Raw genomic sequence first — 18,051 nt, forward strand, 5'->3', positions numbered from 1 at the left:
TGTGAGCAATTCAGGCTGAAGGTAAGCATCAGCATTAAAAATATCAGTCTTGAATACTTCATCGCATTAAGTTTTAAGCAGGTATATCTTGTATAAGGTGATGGTCTTTTCTTTAAAAATAGTGAATGATTTATCTTCTTTGTCTTTATCCGTATCTGTAGAGGTTTCCCAATCAATACCCAGCTGTTGGTTTTTCACCTCAGATTTAAACTTATATTTTCCTTTCAGTCCGGAAAAATACAGGCTGTTGTCTACAAAGAAACCTCCTTCATCTTTCCCGTACTGCTGTACAATTCCAAAGGAACAGTCTATCTCTAATTTCGCCTCCAGTTTTACCTGTGTTTTTAAAGGGGTAAAGCTAAACAATTCTTTATAGAAAATACTTTTCACTTCTGCTTTTCCTCTTACATACTGGCCAAAAGCAACGATTCCCTTCGCCTCATCGTAGTAGTTGCCTGCCTGTTTGGAGAAGGAATAGGTTTTCGTAAGGAAGTTGTATTTTATATTTTGTTCAATACTTATCGCTCCAATGATGCTTACTGAGAATGAAATATTGGTTGTTTTATCTTCATAGGTTCCTTTAACTTTGTCTCTGATTTCTTCAAAGTCTTTATGTTTTGTTTCAGGGAGCTTATCTTTTAAGGTTTTATCCGTTACATAATCCAGAAGGTCTTTACCTACAAGTTCATATTTTACTCCGATCAGAGGATCTATTTTGATTCCTGCTTCAAAGATCATGGCTACTCTTCCGTCAGCCTGTTTGTAATAATACAGTCCGCTTTTGTATGCCATGGATGGGCCTACCAGTTCAATGGAGTCGGGCAGGCTTTCTATGGCTTTCATTGCTTTCTGTACGCCTTTCGCCAGTTTTTTAATTTTCTTCAGCTTACTGATACCACTTCTTCCTCTGGTAAGAATCAGGATGAGAATTTCGATAACGATCTGCAGACATACGAAACCGAACATGGCTATACTGGTGGCATATTTGGTGTATTTGGTCTGGGTTATAAAATTCACGGTGGTTCCTGTCAGGCTGAGTGCTGTTCCTTTTTTTTCCTGGGTACGGTTGTGAATAGCGTGTAATCCCGCTTCCAGCTTTTGGGCTTCGGATTTTATATAGTCCAGAAGAACCTGTTTTGCCATATAATCCACAAGCGTTACGGAGGTTCCTAAATAAACCCTTTCGATGAAGGATTCAAACTCTGTTACAAATCCTTTCTGCAGGTCTACGCTGTGGTTGTGGAAGAAATAGTCTTCCTCGAAATCGTATTTTCCGTGGGCCAGCCAGACAATATCCGGGTAGGTTTTTACCTGAAGGGTAGGTTTGTCTTTCTGAGGAAAATAAGTACAGCTGTTGATATAGAAATAATAGCTTTTATGCATTGAGGAAAAATAATTGATGTATTTTCCAAAATACTTAAGATAGTTTGGGATAAAATCACTTCCTATATCAGCGTTTACCGGATAAACGACTGTATTTTTAGCTTCAGTTTTTTTAGGAAGTCCGGCCTCCTGAATAATGATTTCGTCTTTATGGGTACTTCTGCAGCCTTTTCTTTCTTTATTTACCGCACTTACGGTAAGATTTTTTGTTTTACCTGCAAACGGAGCTATGGTTTCGAAAATAATAGGGGCATAATTATTTTCATAATAATTGAAACGGATCATTGCTCTTCTGTTTTGCTGATGCTGTGCTTCGGTAAGTTTTGTTCCTTTATGAATTAACTGGCTTTCCCCATGTCCGTGGCATTTAAATTTGGAAGATCCCAGCCCGTTGCTTTTCATGAAATTCATGACGGCTTCTGATCTGTCCTGCGACAGTTTCAGGTTGTAATCCCCGGGACCTCTTTCATCCGCATGACCGTCAATAATGATCTGGGAATGCGGGTTGGACTTCAAAAGGGCAACCAGAGAGTTTAGCGTTTTCTGTGCATCTGCTCTTACAGCGCTCTTGTTAAAATCGAAAAACACAAAATGTTTCTGTTCCAAGGGTGTTGTTCCTACTGCTTTGATCTTGGATTTTCCATCTTCAAACACGATAAACTCATCGGTCTCATTGATTTTTATTTGTTTGAATTTACAGGTTCCTACCCTTGAAATATCTGTATTTGGCTGCCCGATGATTAAAGGGGTCTGATTGGACGGTGGTGTTTTAACAACCGCTTTTACCGCATTTTTAATGTTCAGGTATTTTCCGTGCCTGTCGTTTCCTGCTTTATCTTTGAGGTAGGTTCCGTTCTTTCTTTTAATTTTCACATAAAACTCCTCATTTTCCTGAATATATTTGATGTATGCTTTCCATTGTGATGTATTGGGAATTTCAAGATTGATCTGTCCGTCCTTTACTTCCACATTGTATATGGTACGCATTTTATAATCGCCGCTCCACATTTCATTGTGAACCTCTACGGTTACTACTTCCCCATTAATCCCCTCTGTATCAGCATGAAAATGAACAATCTCTCCGTAGGACACTCCAAAATTCTTGCTGTCGGTATTCCTGATATTCGTTCCTCCTCTGGTTTTACTCCATTTGCTGGAGGTAATAAGCGGATTGCAGAATCCGGCAATCATCAATCCTGTAAAAGCCACATCCGGTTTCCCTGTCATACTGGCTTCCACATAATAAGTATATCCGCAGAGACGCTTGGGAATTTTGTATGAAAAATATTTATCAGTCATGCAGTGAAGACGTTCCACAATATTTTTCCGGTCCTTATCCAGCACCATCCAGTAGAGTTTTCCTTTCTTCTGGTCTTCTGTAGTGTCTTTATGCCATTCTTTGATATAGAAATGTGCCTTTTTATCCGCAGGAACACATACCCATTTATCCGGTCCGAACCGGGAGTTCGAATTATTCGCCTCATTGGGCATCGGTACAAATTTTATTTTTTTTATTCCTTTCGCCATCGCTTATAATTTTGGGGACTCTCCTGCTTCCACTCCTTCGTGGGTAGGTTCTTCTTTATACATTTCATCGGAACTTACAAGCGGATTGATCTGTTGCTGTACGTCTTTATCTGCATTTTTAAAGTTCTGCTGGCTGGCTTCTGCCCTTTGGCCATGATCAATGATTTCGATACAGGGTGTTCCGGCAACCGCACAAATGGCTTTACTTTTTTCTAAAATAATGTGTCCTCCATTGCTGAGTTGTACTTTATCGTAGAAATCCTGCCATTCGGTGACCATGATCTTACATGGTGGCGGCGGACCTCCGTTTTTGGTACAGTTTCCGAAGGTATTTTTTTCGAAAGTAGCTCCTCCAATCTCTTTGGTGGTTACAATAAGCTTTTTGGACCCGTCTTTATCATTGGCGTATTCTTTCTGATGGGTAAGTACTTTGAGCTTATCGGGAGCCTGCCCGAACTGGCATTTGCACATAGCGCCCTGTACTACAATATGTTGTTCTGCCATGCTTAAAATTCTTTAGTGGAAATTAAAACCCGGGTCAAATAGCTGTTTCCGAATTCCAGACGGACAAATGAGGAATTCATCTTAAAGGTAACCACAGTAAGGGCACTGGAGGTGTTTTCGTCTACTTCTACCGAAGTCTGGTAAAGACTGGCATTATATCTTGCAAACTTATCCCTGCATTCTGTGGGCGAACTGCTGTTGAACACCAGTCCGTATGGTAATCCAGAAACCGCTTTATCCCCAAAATATTGCAGTCCATAATATTCAGTTCCATCGGTCATATGTCCGTAGATCAGGTTAAAATCATCGAAGTCCCAGCTACTCTGCGTTCCGTTTTTACAGCTTTCGCAAGACATCTGGCTGGATTTTATCTGTAAAAGTTTGGTAAATACAGCTTCTGATGCCGGCAGGGAGATGAACTGTTTTTTATTGAACAGATTCTGCAGTTTTTTGGATGCTATTTTCTTTTTTGGTGTGCTTTCTTCTATAACAAAATCCGAATCGTCTGCTGCTACGGGTTCTGTTGCAGCAACGACGGAATCAGCAACATATGCTGCTGATTCCTGAGCTGTTTTATCACTTAACAGGAATGCTTTGATCTCTTTTTCCAGAAGGCCTGTTGATTTGGTCTGCTTTACATCCACCTCTTTCTTCGACCAGTTGTCCGGAACAACTTCCTGAAGGGAAATACTGACTTTCGTACTTTTGGAAGACAGCTTTTTCATCGTTATATTCCAGGCAGCATGACTAATGAATTGTTTGGGTTTTGCCCCGCTTTTCAGAGCAAGAATCAGATAAGGATTCTTTTTTCCTGCTTCATCTTTAAGATTGTAGAGGTCAACTGAGGTGGAGAAATCGGTATCTGATGCAGCTGCTCCTTTAACATCATCTTTTGTAAAGTCATTGCTGAAATTAAAAATGAAGTTTTGTAAGGTCTCAATATTTTTAGGCACTGTAAACTCTGTTTTCTGCCCGAAATACAAACTGAAACACAGGATTGAAACCAGTGTAAGTAATCTATTGTTGAATTTTGTTTTCATATTATTTTGTTTATTTTTTATTCTGTTATGGCGGCTATTTCTACGGCTATTTTCTTTTCCTGTTCAAGTTTTATATCACATTCCAGGTAAATGGATTCTGCCAGTGTTGTCTTTCCGTTCAGGAAATAATGGAGTGTGATACTTCCGTCATGATTCATTTCTCCCTCGTCATCAATGATTAATGAAAATGGTGTTCCGGCTATAAAATCATTGACAGACCGTTCATCATTCAAAATCCCTCCTCCTTTTATCTGGATGAGATCATATTCGTCTTTCAGAGGATCTGTTTCAAGCTTTATTCCGAAAACAGGTTCCATCACATTATCAACTACCGGAAACGTTTCTGTTATTTCTGTTTCATATTCTTCTCCGAAGCGCTGATAGATCCCGAAGAATAAAGTTCTCAGGAAATAATCATTTTTCAGATACAAGCCGATGGCATCAGGTTCATCAACAATATATTCTATCTTTTGACAATACTGGTCTACTGTTTCTCCTTCAAATAATTGGTATACCTCTTCTTTCACGGCGGGCCATCTTTCTTTGAATACGGAGAGGTTTTCCACTGCATTGAATTTTCCCTGTCTGTCTGTACTGATTTGCAGCGGATAAAGCACTTTGGATGTTTTATAAGCCAGCAGGTCTGCAATTTCATTCACTTCTTCTTCATTCAGATACAGAGCGGAAGTTCTGTCAATTTCAAAAAAATGCAGCTTGTTCTCAGTTTTCAGCCATCGTACAGAAGTTTCATATTTTAATTCACTTCTACGGCTGCCGTTATCAATGGTAATGGCAGCTGCATATCTCTGGAATGAATGCTCAGGCTGAAATAAGAGTGTATTTCCCGGACCAAACTTCACAAGGCTGTTTTTATCAGCAACGGCTGTTCTGGGAAGGAAAAGTTCTTTCTGACTGGTAAGCCCGATCAGGATCATATCTTTTACCTCACACTGATTGTTGTGAAACAGCTTCAAAGCATCTGCATCCATGCCGTAAAGCGACGCGATACTCTGTAAGGTTTCATTTTTCTGAATGGTATGTCTGTTAAACTTCTGCATAAATTCCCTGAATCAGACGGGTATTCTTTTATTTTGGTTCATATTTTTTAGTCTTCCACATATTCTCCATATCAATCTTCCTGATCTGGATATCTTTACCATTCTGCCTGAACACCAGCTTTCTGTCATTCAAATCTTCATTCATTTTAAGGATAATTTCAATGGGCTGATTTTCATCTGCATTTTTAAACAGAGAGAAAATTTCATCTTCATCAAAATATTTGACTTCAAAAACAGTTTGCGTCCCGTCTTTAGCTTCAAACTGGTAAGAAATAAGGCGGGGAACGGCTCTTTCTTTAATAGGATTTTCAATAACGGACTGATTGAACAATGTTTCTTCTTCCCCGTTATACATTTCCATGGTCACATTTTTCAGAACATGTCCCGGAATCTCTGTTTTTGTTTTCCAGTTGTATTTTTTCCTGTACGTATCCCAGATTCCGAAAGGGATGCCTTTGGCTTTCATATTTTCATACGCTTCGGGTACAGAACTGCTCACATTAAAATATTCCTCCTGTGAAATGGTAGGATTTCCCGGAACGTAATCTTTCATGGCAACAGTAGTTTCTTTCGCCTGGAATCTGCCTATTTCTACCTGCTGATCGTTTCCGTACAGCCATACAACAGCCACGCCTCCCGGAGCCAGCCCAACCACAACGGATGAATAACTTTCTTTCTCATTGGTTCTCCAGTTGACTGTACCTTCTTTAAAGAGTTTTTTAATCTTGTCTACGGGAAGGTCCCAGTTTCCTTTATAAAATTTATTTTCCAGAAATGATGCCCAGGTTACTTCCAGTCTCACCGGAACTGCTTTAAGGTCTTCTCCCTGGGTATGAAGAGATCCACTGTAGCCCCAACCTGTATGTGACACTCCGGAACAGGGAATGTATACGTTGTTTCCGTCTTCAAGAAAAAGATGGCCCTGATAAATGTTCATCGGGTATAGTAAAGGTGAGCTTTCCGTAGGAAGCCATTGATATTTTTCCATTTTATTTTGGCATGAAATGAATGAACTTATAAAAATCAATAAACTAATAATACCTGTTTTCACGTTCATTGTTGGTTCAGTTAAAATAATTTCGATGAGGTAATATAAAATATAAAGCCAACATAAACAGCAATATCACAATATTACTTATTACTTTAGCTCTGTTCTTTTTATACAGCCAGAAAAAGGTTTCCAGAAAAATGTAAACCCATACGGCAAAAAAGACATACAACGGAATTTCGTCTATGTCATAAGTCTGTCCTTTAAATCCGCTTTCGGCAAACATGAAATAGAATGCCAGATAAGGGATCAGCAAAAGGATAAGTCTGAAAGCGATATGTTTTATAGGTGTTTTCATGAGTGGGGAGCCATTCTACGCCACCGTCTTACCTGCAGCTTATTTTTATCCAGTGTATAATTGGGTTTGTATCCAACAGCTCCGAATTTTGAATTCCAGTGCAGATACCTGTTCCTAAGATCCATCAGTATGTTATGATCTGCAACAATCCTGTTGAAATTTGCCACACTGATCTTCTTCAGGGCTAACTGTTTCCTCATATCTTCAATCTGACTGTTGGTATAGTAAACCATTTGTGGAGCAGTTCCATTGATATATTCATCCAGTCTTTGTTTCACTTTGGTCAGATCAAGAGGATAATAAGGATCTTCTTTCCCGTCAGGAATTTTATAATTAATGCTGAGATTAACAAGATCAATGGTATCCGCATAATTTTTATTCACCAGCTCACACATGATGTGCAGTGGAATAAAGCTGTACCGGTTGCTGATCTTTTCTCTGGTGATATAGGTTTCAAGCCAGTAGTTAGGGCGTGTCACCTCCTCTTTTTTAAACCATCCCTGTGCAATAAGATTATTCAGATCATTATTCAGGATCTTTTTGTATTTATCATTGTCCAATCCGTCTCCCGGAGTATTGTCAAAATCCATGATCTGCCTTTCCTCCCTCATTTCATGGGTATAGCAGCCTCCGATATCAGAGTGTACCCCCGGCAGATAGTAATCTGTTCCTCCAGCCAGCTGTGTTCTGGTAAGCATAAAGTTTTCTCTGTGCTCGTCCGATGCTGCCAGATGAATAATCTTTCTGGCTTTAAGCGTGTTCAGGTTCAGTTCTCCCACGTCATTGGTAAAATCCGGATCTATGGTTGTTTCTTTTGCATTGGGATCATAGGACGAAACAGTATCATAAATCCCTAAAAATCTTATTATTATAGCGTTATATTCTATTTGGCTTCTATCGAGAAGGTTTCCAAGGATTCCGTTTTTGGGTTTAGTCTGCGTTACTTCAAATACGAAGTTTCTTGCTGCGGCGGCTCCTCTGCTGAAACCGAACACATCAAGAGTAATGGTGTTTACTTCATATCTGCTCTTCAGCTCATTGACCTTTTCAGCAACTCTCCGGCATCCTTTTTCAACTTTTGCCCTGATCCCTGTACTTCCGGCGCCATAAGCGACTCCTTTATGGTTCAGTTTTTTATCACTGTCTGATCCCAGGTCCTCTGTTCCGATTCCTTCGATATAAATCTTGGCAACATTGTTTTTCCGGTCTTCTTTATAGCAGGTTTCTTTTCTGGCTACATTAGACAGATCATTGGTGTAGCTGTCATCTTCTTTATTAGACTGTTTTTTATAGACTTCTTTTTCGCTGGCTGTAGGTGTATGGCCTGGTTCATTTCCTCCAGCTCTTGTATTGGTCCGGTTATTCTGGGTACCATCAAAAAAAATCCCGATGCGGATATCAATCTGCCCTTTTCCCGGTGGTGAAGGTTCGTAATTTCCAAAAACTACATTCGACATAGATTCTGTAATTTATTTGTTTCCATGAGACATGATTTTCTTGTTGCTTGCCAGAACAAGGTTTGCTTTTCGTGCCTCTACATTAATTTTTTTTGCAATTTTTTCAACCTTTTTTCCAACATTCAGATGATAGGTATCTTTAACGGTTACCTTGATGTTGGTTGCTGTTTTGATGATCGCCATATCAGAAAAGTTTTGATTTTTCAGCGCTGTTGAATTCTACGATCTTCCCACTCTGCATGGTCATATTTTCAAGCTCGCTGAACATGGATATTTCACCTGCTATCTCATTGGAAGTCTCGGATTCTCTCTTGAATTCTTTTTCTACAAGTTCTGTCCTTGTATCTGAAGATTCCCTGATATCGCCTGAAGCAGTCTGTTCTATATCTTTTCCTGCCGTAGAGCGGATATTTTCATTGGCTGTGCTGGTAATGCTTGCGCCAGCATCAATTGAAATTTCTTTTCCTGCTGTGATGCTTACATTTTCTCCGGCATTCAGAGTAAAATTTTTAGGAGCTTTTACGCTGATGTTTCCCTGTCCGTCCATAAAGAAGGTATTTCCGCTGGGATCCAGGATCTTTACACTTCCTTCTTCATCATTCATCAGAATTCTGATTCCGCTTCTGGTCTGTATCGATTTCAGGTGGTTATTGATTCCGCCTCCTAAGCCTATACCACCGTGGAACATTCCTCCCATCACGAACGGCCTGTCCGGATGGCTGTGAACGAAATTCACCATCACCTGATCTCCCACTTCCGGAATGGCAACATAGCCTCTGTTCTGGGTAATCTGATCGGTTCCTCCTGCATCAGGGCTCATCATTCTGATAAAATGGGTGGTATCATTCGTCTGCCAGTCAAATCTCACCTGTATTCTTCCCTGTCCTTCAGGGTCGGTATTGGAGATGACAACAGCCGTCTGTGGTTCTGCTTTTGGAGTATTAAATTCAGGTCTTGGAAGGAATCCTGTATCGGCTGCAATTCCTGAAAAACTTCCGTGGTAATGTCCTATGGTATCAATTTCATGTTCAGATTCTGTGATCATGATTCTTGTAAAATAGGATGTTTCATTGGAATCAGGCTTCCGCATCTGTACATCAGCCACACAGCCTGGGTGCAGGAAAGGCACTGTGGTATTTCCTGATATGGAAAAAACGTTTACAGCTTCACTTCCTGAGGCACTTTTCTGAGAGTATTCAACATCGAGATGAGTGCTCGCTTTGATTGGAGCCACCCTAAGTGCCGGTGTTTTATAAATGCTGTTGTTGTGTTCATAGGCAGTCTTTGCCAGGTCGCCCACATGCTGTACAGGTGTTGCACCGGAGGTAAGCTTTTCATCTCTGTTACTGTTATAGCCGTAGAACTGAGGTTTGGTGTGTACTGCTTTCAGATCTACTTTAATATCATTGGCATTGCTTCCATAGGTCAGCATGATCGGCTTATTCTGAGGCGGAAGTTTCCCAAAATGAAGAACTTCTCCGTCATAATAAAACTGTTCGCCATAGGCTTCTGCCATTCTTGCCAAGTAATTATAATGGGTTTCATCGTACTGGCTGCTATAAATGATCTGAGAGAAATTGTTAGCCTCTATTCTGATGTCAAAACGGCTTTTATCAATCCCCTGCCTGATGATTTCTTCAGCAATAATTCCCATATTCACAGGCTGGCTTCCTCCGAAACTCTGAATATGGGGAGCACCGTCTAACAAAACAGTCGGACTGTATCCTGTAAGTACGATATTTCCGAGGCTCATTTTTTCCTGGCTGAATCCTACTCCGGTAATTACACCTACAAAGGTTCTTTCAGGACTGTTGTCTATATCTTTATAGGAAATAACCGCTGTAAGGCGTTTTCCAAGGAATTTATTGGCATCTTCCAGAGAATGGGTCTGCCGGTCTCCCAAAGTATCGTGGGCTAGTGTAAGGGTAAATTCGTGATGGCGTCTGGTGCTTTGTTTAAGCTTAAAATGCTTGTAATATTTAATGATCTTACCTTCTATCACAAGAGAAAGCTTTACCAGACGATTAATACCTATATGATGATTTTCGGATACTCCGTCTGCATTTTGAGCGGGACGGAATGATGATCCTCTTGATTTTTCAGGTGTAATTGACATATTTTGTTTTCTATCGGTGATTTGTTTTTTTTAATTTGATAATTTTTCAATTATACTGGAATTCCTGCAAGTCCATAAAACGGACCAAACCCGAAAAAAGGGCTAATTTTTTTTATCATTAATCTCAAAGATAAATGAGAATTAATAATAACATGGTATTTTTAATACGAACAAAACGGTTCCGTCTATTTCTTAAATATAGATTCCTGTAGCATTCTGCTTACCCAGCTTTGGACATGATTTCCTAAAATACCATAAAAGAGATCTTTGTATCAGGGGAAAAAAGACCGTCTTTTCAGGGACAGTCTCTTTATATTTTGGGATACTCAGGACTAGCTTAAAGGCCAGAATCCTTCATAATATGCACTACCGTAAATAATGCTTTCTGCACTTACGATAAAGTTGATCAGCATATTATTGCTGTCCAGTGCATCAAAATCTACTTCATGCTGGATCACATATCCGTTTTCCCACTTCAATGAGATCAGTGTTCCTTCTTCATGAGATTTATTGAATGTAATTTCTCCGTTTGTAGGTTTGTATTTGCTGTTCAGCAAACTTTCCAGAATATCAGATTTTTCTGTTGCCTCTATCGTTACTTTAATAAGAGCATTAGACGGATCAGAAGCTACACGGCCTGAAACATCCGTAGATCTTGATACACTGTAGTTTAGTTTTAACAATTTTTGACCCTCGCCACCATTGAATTTTAAGATTCCTCTTGAATTTCCTGCCATATTCTTAAATTTTTATCTTTCTCCTGATGATGCTGTATTCATCAGATTCGGAAGCAAAGATAAAATTCAGGTTCTAATCTGAAAAGTTTTTAAGTGAGAGTTTCGTAAATTGTAGTAATTCTACGATTTTTCCCTTGGTTTTGGCTGGAAAAACCGAAAGATGAAGACCCGGCTATTTACTAAAAAATGCCTCAGTATATTCATAAGTAACCTCTGAGACCTGATAAGGGAACATTTCATACAAAGAGTTTCCTTCATTGAAAGAATATCCTTCTTTAAAATTTTTCTCTGACTCCCTAAATAATTTTTCCGCTTCTTCTTGTTTATTCATTTTAGCCAATGCCAATGCTTTATAATATTTAGCATCTGCAAAATTTTTGTAATGCAATAGTGACGCATTGAGATATTCTATTGCTTTTGAATAGTTTCCGGTCTCATATTCTATAATTCCCAGATAAAACATTTCATAGGGATTTACAATATTATGCTTTTTTCCGAAAGCAGCTCCCTTTTCCATATATTGTTTAGATAAGCCGAATTTATTGAGCTGCAGACAGCATAAAGCCATCCAAAAGGAATAGGTATGATCCATAACAACACCGTCCTGATTGACTTTAGACAGTTCTTCAAATTCATGTAAAGCTTCCAAGTAACTTTTTTGGAATATACATTTTATAAATGCCCTGTATTCTCTATAATGGTTTGTTGTATCCAACTCAACAGCTTTATCCAGATAGGTCATTCCCAGTTCATATTTTCTCTGTTTGAATAGAGGCATTGCTTTCTGCTGCCATAAAAAGGCTTCTTTGGGCAGAAAAACGAGAATAGAATCCAGATACAGTTGATGCTGAACAGAAAACAAAGCCACCTTAGCATCTTCTTTTATCAGATTCAAAACTATTTTCTTTTGGGTATCATCCAACCCTTTCATCATGTTCCCGATTTGTGAAAATAATAATGCCGGAAACAGAATTAATACAAGAAGAATTTTCATAATGATGTAATTAAAACCTCAGCAATACAATTAATGATGCTTATAAACATACGCAGCAATGATAATAACCAGATTAACGGCTGCCATGCTCATTAAGGTGGTACCGTATTTTCTTTTCCGGTCAATAAAACTCAGACCTAGCGTAAAAAAGAACATCAGCAAAGTATATATTGCTGGATAGGTGTGAAAAGCTTCAGAAAATTCTCCCTGAAATACCAATGCGGCTGCTCTCTGGGCCCCACAGCCCAAACATTCAAACCCCAGATATTTTTTGATGGGACAGGTCAGCATAAAGTCTTCTATGTTCATATCATTTCCATAGTAATTAAAAAAATCTGCGTAATCTGCCCAATCAGCGAGCGTAAAAAATCTCTCGCTGATCTGCTGATTTTAATATATACCGAGCTTCTGTTGAAAAGTTTTCCATCGGTTTTTCATCTCCTATCAGGAAGAAATTTTTGCTCTGGAATATTGATGCGGAAAAAAACATTCTTCTTTCATTTCAAAAGCTCCCTGTACTGCGATGTAAGGGTTCCTCAAGATCTCCCTGGCTACAAATATGAGGTCTGCTTCTCCTTTCTGAAGAATTTCTTCAGCCTGATCCGGTGTGGTAATTAATCCGACAGCACCAGTTTTTACTTCAGCTTCATTTCTTACCTGGGAAGAAAACGGAACCTGATACCCGTTAAAAACAGAGATTTTCGCTCCATGGATATTTCCTCCGCTGGAAACATCAACAAGATCAACAGAATGTTCTTTTAACACTTTAGCCAATTGAACGCTGTCTTCAATATTCCAGCCATTTTCTGCGTATTCGGTTCCGGAAATCCTGACAAAAAGAGCCGTATTTGCGCCCAGTTCTTCATTCACAGCGTCTACGATGTCTACTAAAAACCGGATTCTGTTTTCAAAACTTCCGCCATATTCATCTGTTCTTATATTGGAAAGCGGTGACAGAAACTGATGGATCAGATATCCATGCGCTCCATGGATTTCTATGATATCAAAACCTGCTTTTACCGCTCTTTTGGCAGCCTCTTTAAAATTCTGTACCTGCTGTTTAACCTCATCAGTAGTCAGAACATGAGGAATTCTTTCTGAAGGATGATAAGGAATCGGGCTCGGAGCCAGCGTTTCCCAACCTTCTTCAAGAGAAATCTGCTGATTATTCCATGTTGAACCTTTTCTTCCTGCATGGGCCAGCTGGATTCCTATTTTACTTTCTGAATGGGTATGAACAAAATCAACGATCTTTTTAAGCTGGTCTACCTGTTCATCATTCCATATTCCTATACATTTATTGGTGATCCTTCCCTGTGGCTCTACTCCGGTAGCTTCTACCATGAGCAGTCCTGTTCCGCCCTGCGCCCTGCTTCCGTAATGTACAAAATGAAAGTCATTGGCCAGTCCGTTTTCACAGGAATACATGCACATTGGTGACATCACCCAACGGTTTTTTACTTCAACGTTTCTGAATTTTATTGGTGTATAAAGCATTTTAATCTTTTGAATTTCAGGTTAATGATCTAATGAGCAAAAAATATTGCCCACCTGATTAAAAAGAACTAATTTTAGCCCCCCTTTTTTAGTCGTACAATATATGAAAAAAGACCTACAGATCAGTTACGAGTATTTTAAAAACAGCAGCGAACTGAGCGATATTGAAAAAAAATTATTCGAAAGAGCCAAGCAGGCCCGCGAAAATGCCTACGCACCTTACTCCCAGTTTCTGGTAGGCTGTTCCGTACTTCTTGAAAACGGAGAAATCTATTCGGGTAACAACCAGGAAAATGCAGCCTTCCCATCAGGATTGTGTGCAGAAAGAACAGCACTTTTCTGGGTAGCCGCCAATTTTCCGGATGTTAAAATAGAAAAGATTTTTGTAGTGGGCGGACCTAAGGAATTTCATGAGAAAAATCCTCCGATCCCACCATGTGGAGCCTGCCGTCAGAGTTTAATAGAATTTGAAACCAAACAGAACGAAAATATAGAACTTTATTTTTCAAGTATGAACGAGGAAGTTTTTAAAGTACATGCGATTAAAGATTTGCTTCCGTTTTATTTTGATTCATCGTTTTTGTAAAAGCTGATAAGAATTTCAAAATCTGGATGGAAGATCTGTTGTTTTTTGCCACGAATTCACTAATAAAGTATCTGTATCTGTGGCAATAAAACTTTTTTAACCACAAAAGATTTTACCGCTTTCATATGAAAGTTTAAAGCTTTACCTATAGAAATTCATTTAAATTCTTGGTGAAAAACCTGATCAATCCGAGAAAATTTCACGCTCGTAGATCATCTGGTTTTGCAGATTTTTAAAGTATCGCTTTTCAAAACCTTCATACATATTGTTCCCACAAATCTCACAGATGACGCAGATCTTTTTCTGGAAAATCTGTGCAATCTGTGGGAAATCTAATTTGTATTACTTCTTTTGATATTTTTTTGTCACGCAAAGCCTTATTCTGGATCCTTTTGATTTTAGGGAGCTAAGGATGGAATCAACTCCGTTGACTCGATGAAGTGGTGGATTAGCCTTCGGCTGTGTTAGCTCTTAAAATATTTGATTGTAAAACGGATGAAAATATTTGATTTTCTTACACCTTAAAACACGATAATAATTAAATTTATTACGATATTATATCAAACCAACAAAAAATTTACGTAATCTATGGGATCTGATAGAATTCTGCCTGTTTTCCCATTTATCGTTTCATCTTTCTGTCCTGTTGTCCAATACATTTAAAAACTTATCTTTGCAAAAATTTTGGTTTCCAGCATATTGGAAATAATAGGGAATTGGGTGAAAAACCCAAACTGTCCCCGCAACTGTAAATCGCAATGAGAGTTTCTGCAACAAACCACTGTTTATACGGGAAGGTGCAGAACGCGAAAGTCAGGAGACCTGCCAGAATACTAACTAAAAACAGATTGCTTTCGGAGGAAAAGTGAAATTAGTATGGATATAAAAAGATCTTTATTACTGCTTTGTTCGTCATATGGCAGCTTTCTTTTAGGACAGGAGAAGGCCATTGATACCATTTATGTATTTGACAACCAGATGAGCAAAGTTAAACTGTTTCATCACGTCAATACGATTACTCCAAAAGATATTGAGAAGAATTCCACTAGTCTTTCTGAGCTTTTACGGTTCCAGTCACAGATTTATATGAAGGAGAATGGCCGTGGTGCTGTTTCTTCACCGTCTTTTCGGGGAACGAGTGCCGGCCACACAGCTTTTGTATGGAACGGAATCAACATCAACTCTGTTTTTTTAGGACAAGGGGATGTGAATAATATTCCGCTTTATGGCTATGACCAGCTTGAAGTGAAAGCAGGAGGAGGAAGTGTACAGTATGGAAGTTCTGCCATTGGCGGCAGTATCCATCTTAATAATAATCTGGAATTCAACAGAGGATTTGGGGCTTCCTTATATTCGGAGGCTGCTTCTTTCGGGACTTATAATAATTTTGTCAAAGCTTCTTACAGCAATGAAAAATTCAGTTTCAAAGCATCGGGCAGCTATGTGATCAGTGAAAATGATTATAAGGTTCCAGAATTTGTAACAGGAAGTTCTCCCTATAATAATCTCAACGGAAAATATTACAATACGGCCTTTAATATTGGGGCTTCCTATAAGATTGCGGACCATCAGACCATTTCATGGCAGAACCAGATCTTCGATGCGTCCCAGCACTACCCTATTTTTGAACCTAACGGAAATAAGACCAAATACAACGCTCAGACTTTAAGAAGTCTTATCTCCTGGGATATTAATACAACGAATCTTTCCAATAGTTTAAAGGCTTCTTATACGGAGGATAATTTCCAGTATTTCGGGGATATTACCCGTCCGAAAACGAGCGGAGCCGAAGGAAAAAATTATATATTCAAGAACGATTTCAATTATTTTATCACTCCAAAGATCAATATCAATGCGATTGGGGAATTCCAGATCAATAAAGGGGAAGGTTATGAATCGGGATTGGATAAGGTCAGTCGAAATGTGGGATCTATAGCAGGTATTATCAGGTATTTTACAACAAAGGATCTCCGTTTTGAAGCCGGTGTAAAGCAGAATTTCATTGAGGATATTTCTTCTCCGCTTCTGTATTCCTTTTCAGGAAAATGGAATGCTTTGAAATGGTATCATGCCGGGATAAGTGTTTCCAAAAACTTCAGATTCCCATCATTTAATGATCTTTACTGGCAGCCCGGCGGAAACCGTGATTTAAAACCGGAAACTTCCATCAACCTCGATATGAACCATGAGTTCCTCTTTGGTAATTTTAAAGTTACCTTGAGTCCCTATTATATGGATATTAAGGATTATATCAACTGGCTTCCGACTCCTTACGGATACTGGGGAGCTTTCAATACCTACAAAGTTGAATCTTATGGTCTGGAAACACAGGCTTCATTCCATAAAAACTGGGGCAAGCACGGGCTAAGACTGAATGCAGGATATACCTATTCTAAATCGGTGAATAAAGAAACCCAGAAACAGATGATGTATGTTCCTTTACACAAAGCTAACGGAACAGCGGAATATCAATATGATTTCCTTAAGGTGTATGTTCAGGGGCTTTTCAACGGTCTTACCTACACGAGTACGGATGAAAGTAAAGCAACATCGCTTGATCCTTATTTCATCCTAAATACCGGAGTTTCCGCAACCTTCCTGAAAAAATATACTTTAGGGGTTAAAGTCAATAATCTTACCGATACTGTGTACCAGACGGTATACTATTATCCTATGCCTAAGAGAAACTACAGTATTTACGCAACCATTAATTTTTAAAACTGAAAATATTATGAAACTACACAAACTTTTATCCCTCTTTTTTGCTTTTACCCTGCTTTTGGGTATCTCTTCCTGTAGCAGTGACAATGATGAGCCTGAAGCATTCTACGGAAACGGCTTTCTGATTGCTAATGAAGGTAAATTTCAGTCTCCTACAGCAGAAGTAACGTTTTTAAGTGCAGACCTTAGTACTCAAAAGGACAATATTTTCTCTTCCAGTAATGGAGTAAAGCTTGGTGATGTTCTTCAGAGCATTACTTTCAATGGTGACAACGCTTATCTTTTGTTAAATAACTCCAACAGAATACAAATAGTTAACCGGGGGAGTTTTAAAGCAAAAGGTGAAATTACCACAGAACTTGTTGCCCCTCGTTATATGGCTTTTGCCAATAACAGTATTTATGTAACCAATGATAAGTTCGGAGGTGATAAATATGTAAGTGTTTATAGGATATCAGACCACGCTTTCATCAAAAAAATCCCTGTTACTGCGGGTGCTGCTGAAAGAATTGTAGAGGCTGGGAATAAGATTTTTGTACAAAATGCTTCGTACGGATACGGAAATAAGATCACTTATATCAATACTTTCACGAATGAAGTTCAGGATGTTATTGAACTTCCTAACGGAAATATCACTAAAATGATTGCCAACGACCAAAACGTTTATGCTGTTGCTGCAGGTACTACAGATTCTTATATCTATCAGATCTCCAATACAGGATCTGTAACGAAGACTACCACTTTAACAGGTATTGCAGACGCAAAGAACCTTGAGATCTCAAATGGTAAGTTTTATTTCAGCTCCGGAACTAAAGTTTATACCATGGATATGGCAGCTACCACAGCTCCTACTTCACCATTGTTTACTGTTGCCAGCAGTGTTGATCCTTATTCTGATCTTTACGGATTCAGTGTAATCAATGATAAGATTTTCACTTCTGACTCCAACGGGTTTACGGCGGGTAGTAAAATCGTTATTTACTCTGCTACTTCAGGAACAATTATTAAGACACTGACTGGTGGGTTAGGTTCTAACGCACTATATTGGAACTAAGAAAATAATACTTCGGTATTACTATAAATTT

16 protein-coding genes and 1 riboswitch are annotated in these 18,051 nt (G+C 38.9%); of the genes, 3 read left to right on the forward strand and 13 right to left on the reverse strand.

Translation table 11 applies throughout. The annotated features are described in order from the left end of the window. Positions 1-66: 66 nt before the first annotated feature. The 13 genes from FW768_RS09120 to namA all read right to left on the reverse strand — a co-directional run bounded on the left by FW768_RS09120 (position 67) and on the right by namA (position 13,659). A complete protein-coding gene (locus FW768_RS09120) occupies positions 67-2,910 on the reverse strand; it encodes an OmpA family protein (protein WP_153394706.1) in 2,844 nt (947 codons plus the stop codon). 3 nt (positions 2,911-2,913) lie between these two features. Beyond that, entirely contained in the window at positions 2,914-3,414 is a 501-nt protein-coding gene (locus FW768_RS09125) for a DUF4280 domain-containing protein (RefSeq protein WP_153394708.1), read from the reverse strand. 2 nt (positions 3,415-3,416) lie between these two features. After that, positions 3,417-4,454: a hypothetical protein gene (locus tag FW768_RS09130; protein ID WP_153394710.1), complete on the reverse strand. Its 1,038-nt coding sequence runs from the start codon at positions 4,452-4,454 to the stop codon at positions 3,417-3,419. Positions 4,455-4,471: 17 nt separating this feature from the next. After that, a complete protein-coding gene (locus tag FW768_RS09135; protein WP_153394711.1) occupies positions 4,472-5,512 on the reverse strand; it encodes a LysM peptidoglycan-binding domain-containing protein in 1,041 nt (346 codons plus the stop codon). Between the two features lie 28 nt (positions 5,513-5,540). Next, positions 5,541-6,500, reverse strand: coding sequence for a DUF2931 family protein (locus FW768_RS09140; protein WP_231128662.1), 960 nt, complete (start codon positions 6,498-6,500; stop codon positions 5,541-5,543). A 76-nt stretch (positions 6,501-6,576) separates the two neighbouring features. After that, a complete protein-coding gene (locus FW768_RS09145) occupies positions 6,577-6,858 on the reverse strand; it encodes a hypothetical protein (RefSeq protein ID WP_153394715.1) in 282 nt (93 codons plus the stop codon). Then, positions 6,855-8,315, reverse strand: a complete 1,461-nt coding sequence (locus FW768_RS09150) for a phospholipase effector Tle1 domain-containing protein (protein WP_153394717.1) — start codon at positions 8,313-8,315, stop codon at positions 6,855-6,857. The genes FW768_RS09145 and FW768_RS09150 overlap by 4 nt, the downstream gene beginning before the upstream one ends. Positions 8,316-8,327: 12 nt before the next feature. Then, positions 8,328-8,498, reverse strand: coding sequence for a hypothetical protein (locus tag FW768_RS09155; RefSeq protein ID WP_153394719.1), 171 nt, complete (start codon positions 8,496-8,498; stop codon positions 8,328-8,330). Between the two features lies 1 nt (position 8,499). Then, the gene (locus FW768_RS09160) at positions 8,500-10,431 is read right to left on the reverse strand and encodes a type VI secretion system Vgr family protein (protein WP_153394721.1); all 1,932 of its coding nucleotides are present in this window, start codon (positions 10,429-10,431) and stop codon (positions 8,500-8,502) included. Positions 10,432-10,763: 332 nt separating this feature from the next. After that, positions 10,764-11,168 carry a type VI secretion system tube protein TssD gene (gene tssD, locus FW768_RS09165; protein ID WP_153394723.1) on the reverse strand — a complete coding sequence of 135 codons (405 nt, stop codon included), beginning with the start codon at positions 11,166-11,168 and terminating at the stop codon, positions 10,764-10,766. A 172-nt stretch (positions 11,169-11,340) separates the two neighbouring features. Beyond that, positions 11,341-12,162 (reverse strand): tetratricopeptide repeat protein, encoded by an 822-nt coding sequence (locus FW768_RS09170; protein WP_153394725.1) that lies wholly within the window; start codon positions 12,160-12,162, stop codon positions 11,341-11,343. Between the two features lie 30 nt (positions 12,163-12,192). Then, entirely contained in the window at positions 12,193-12,471 is a 279-nt protein-coding gene (locus tag FW768_RS09175; RefSeq protein WP_153394727.1) for a DUF2752 domain-containing protein, read from the reverse strand. A gap of 135 nt (positions 12,472-12,606) precedes the next feature. Further along, positions 12,607-13,659 (reverse strand): NADPH dehydrogenase NamA, encoded by a 1,053-nt coding sequence (namA, locus tag FW768_RS09180; protein WP_153394728.1) that lies wholly within the window; start codon positions 13,657-13,659, stop codon positions 12,607-12,609. 103 nt (positions 13,660-13,762) lie between these two features. Between namA and cdd the strand changes: the two genes are divergently transcribed. The 3 genes from cdd to FW768_RS09195 all read left to right on the forward strand — a co-directional run bounded on the left by cdd (position 13,763) and on the right by FW768_RS09195 (position 18,020). Then, a complete protein-coding gene (cdd, locus tag FW768_RS09185) occupies positions 13,763-14,245 on the forward strand; it encodes a cytidine deaminase (RefSeq protein WP_153394730.1) in 483 nt (160 codons plus the stop codon). A gap of 668 nt (positions 14,246-14,913) precedes the next feature. Continuing rightward, a riboswitch (cobalamin riboswitch) is annotated at positions 14,914-15,089 on the forward strand. Positions 15,090-15,121: 32 nt separating this feature from the next. Continuing rightward, the gene (locus FW768_RS09190; protein WP_153394731.1) at positions 15,122-16,963 is read left to right on the forward strand and encodes a TonB-dependent receptor plug domain-containing protein; all 1,842 of its coding nucleotides are present in this window, start codon (positions 15,122-15,124) and stop codon (positions 16,961-16,963) included. A 13-nt stretch (positions 16,964-16,976) separates the two neighbouring features. Further along, positions 16,977-18,020 (forward strand): YncE family protein, encoded by a 1,044-nt coding sequence (locus FW768_RS09195; RefSeq protein WP_153394732.1) that lies wholly within the window; start codon positions 16,977-16,979, stop codon positions 18,018-18,020. Positions 18,021-18,051 lie beyond the last annotated feature (31 nt).

The organism is Chryseobacterium vaccae (genome assembly GCF_009602705.1).
Taxonomy (GTDB): domain Bacteria; phylum Bacteroidota; class Bacteroidia; order Flavobacteriales; family Weeksellaceae; genus Chryseobacterium; species Chryseobacterium vaccae.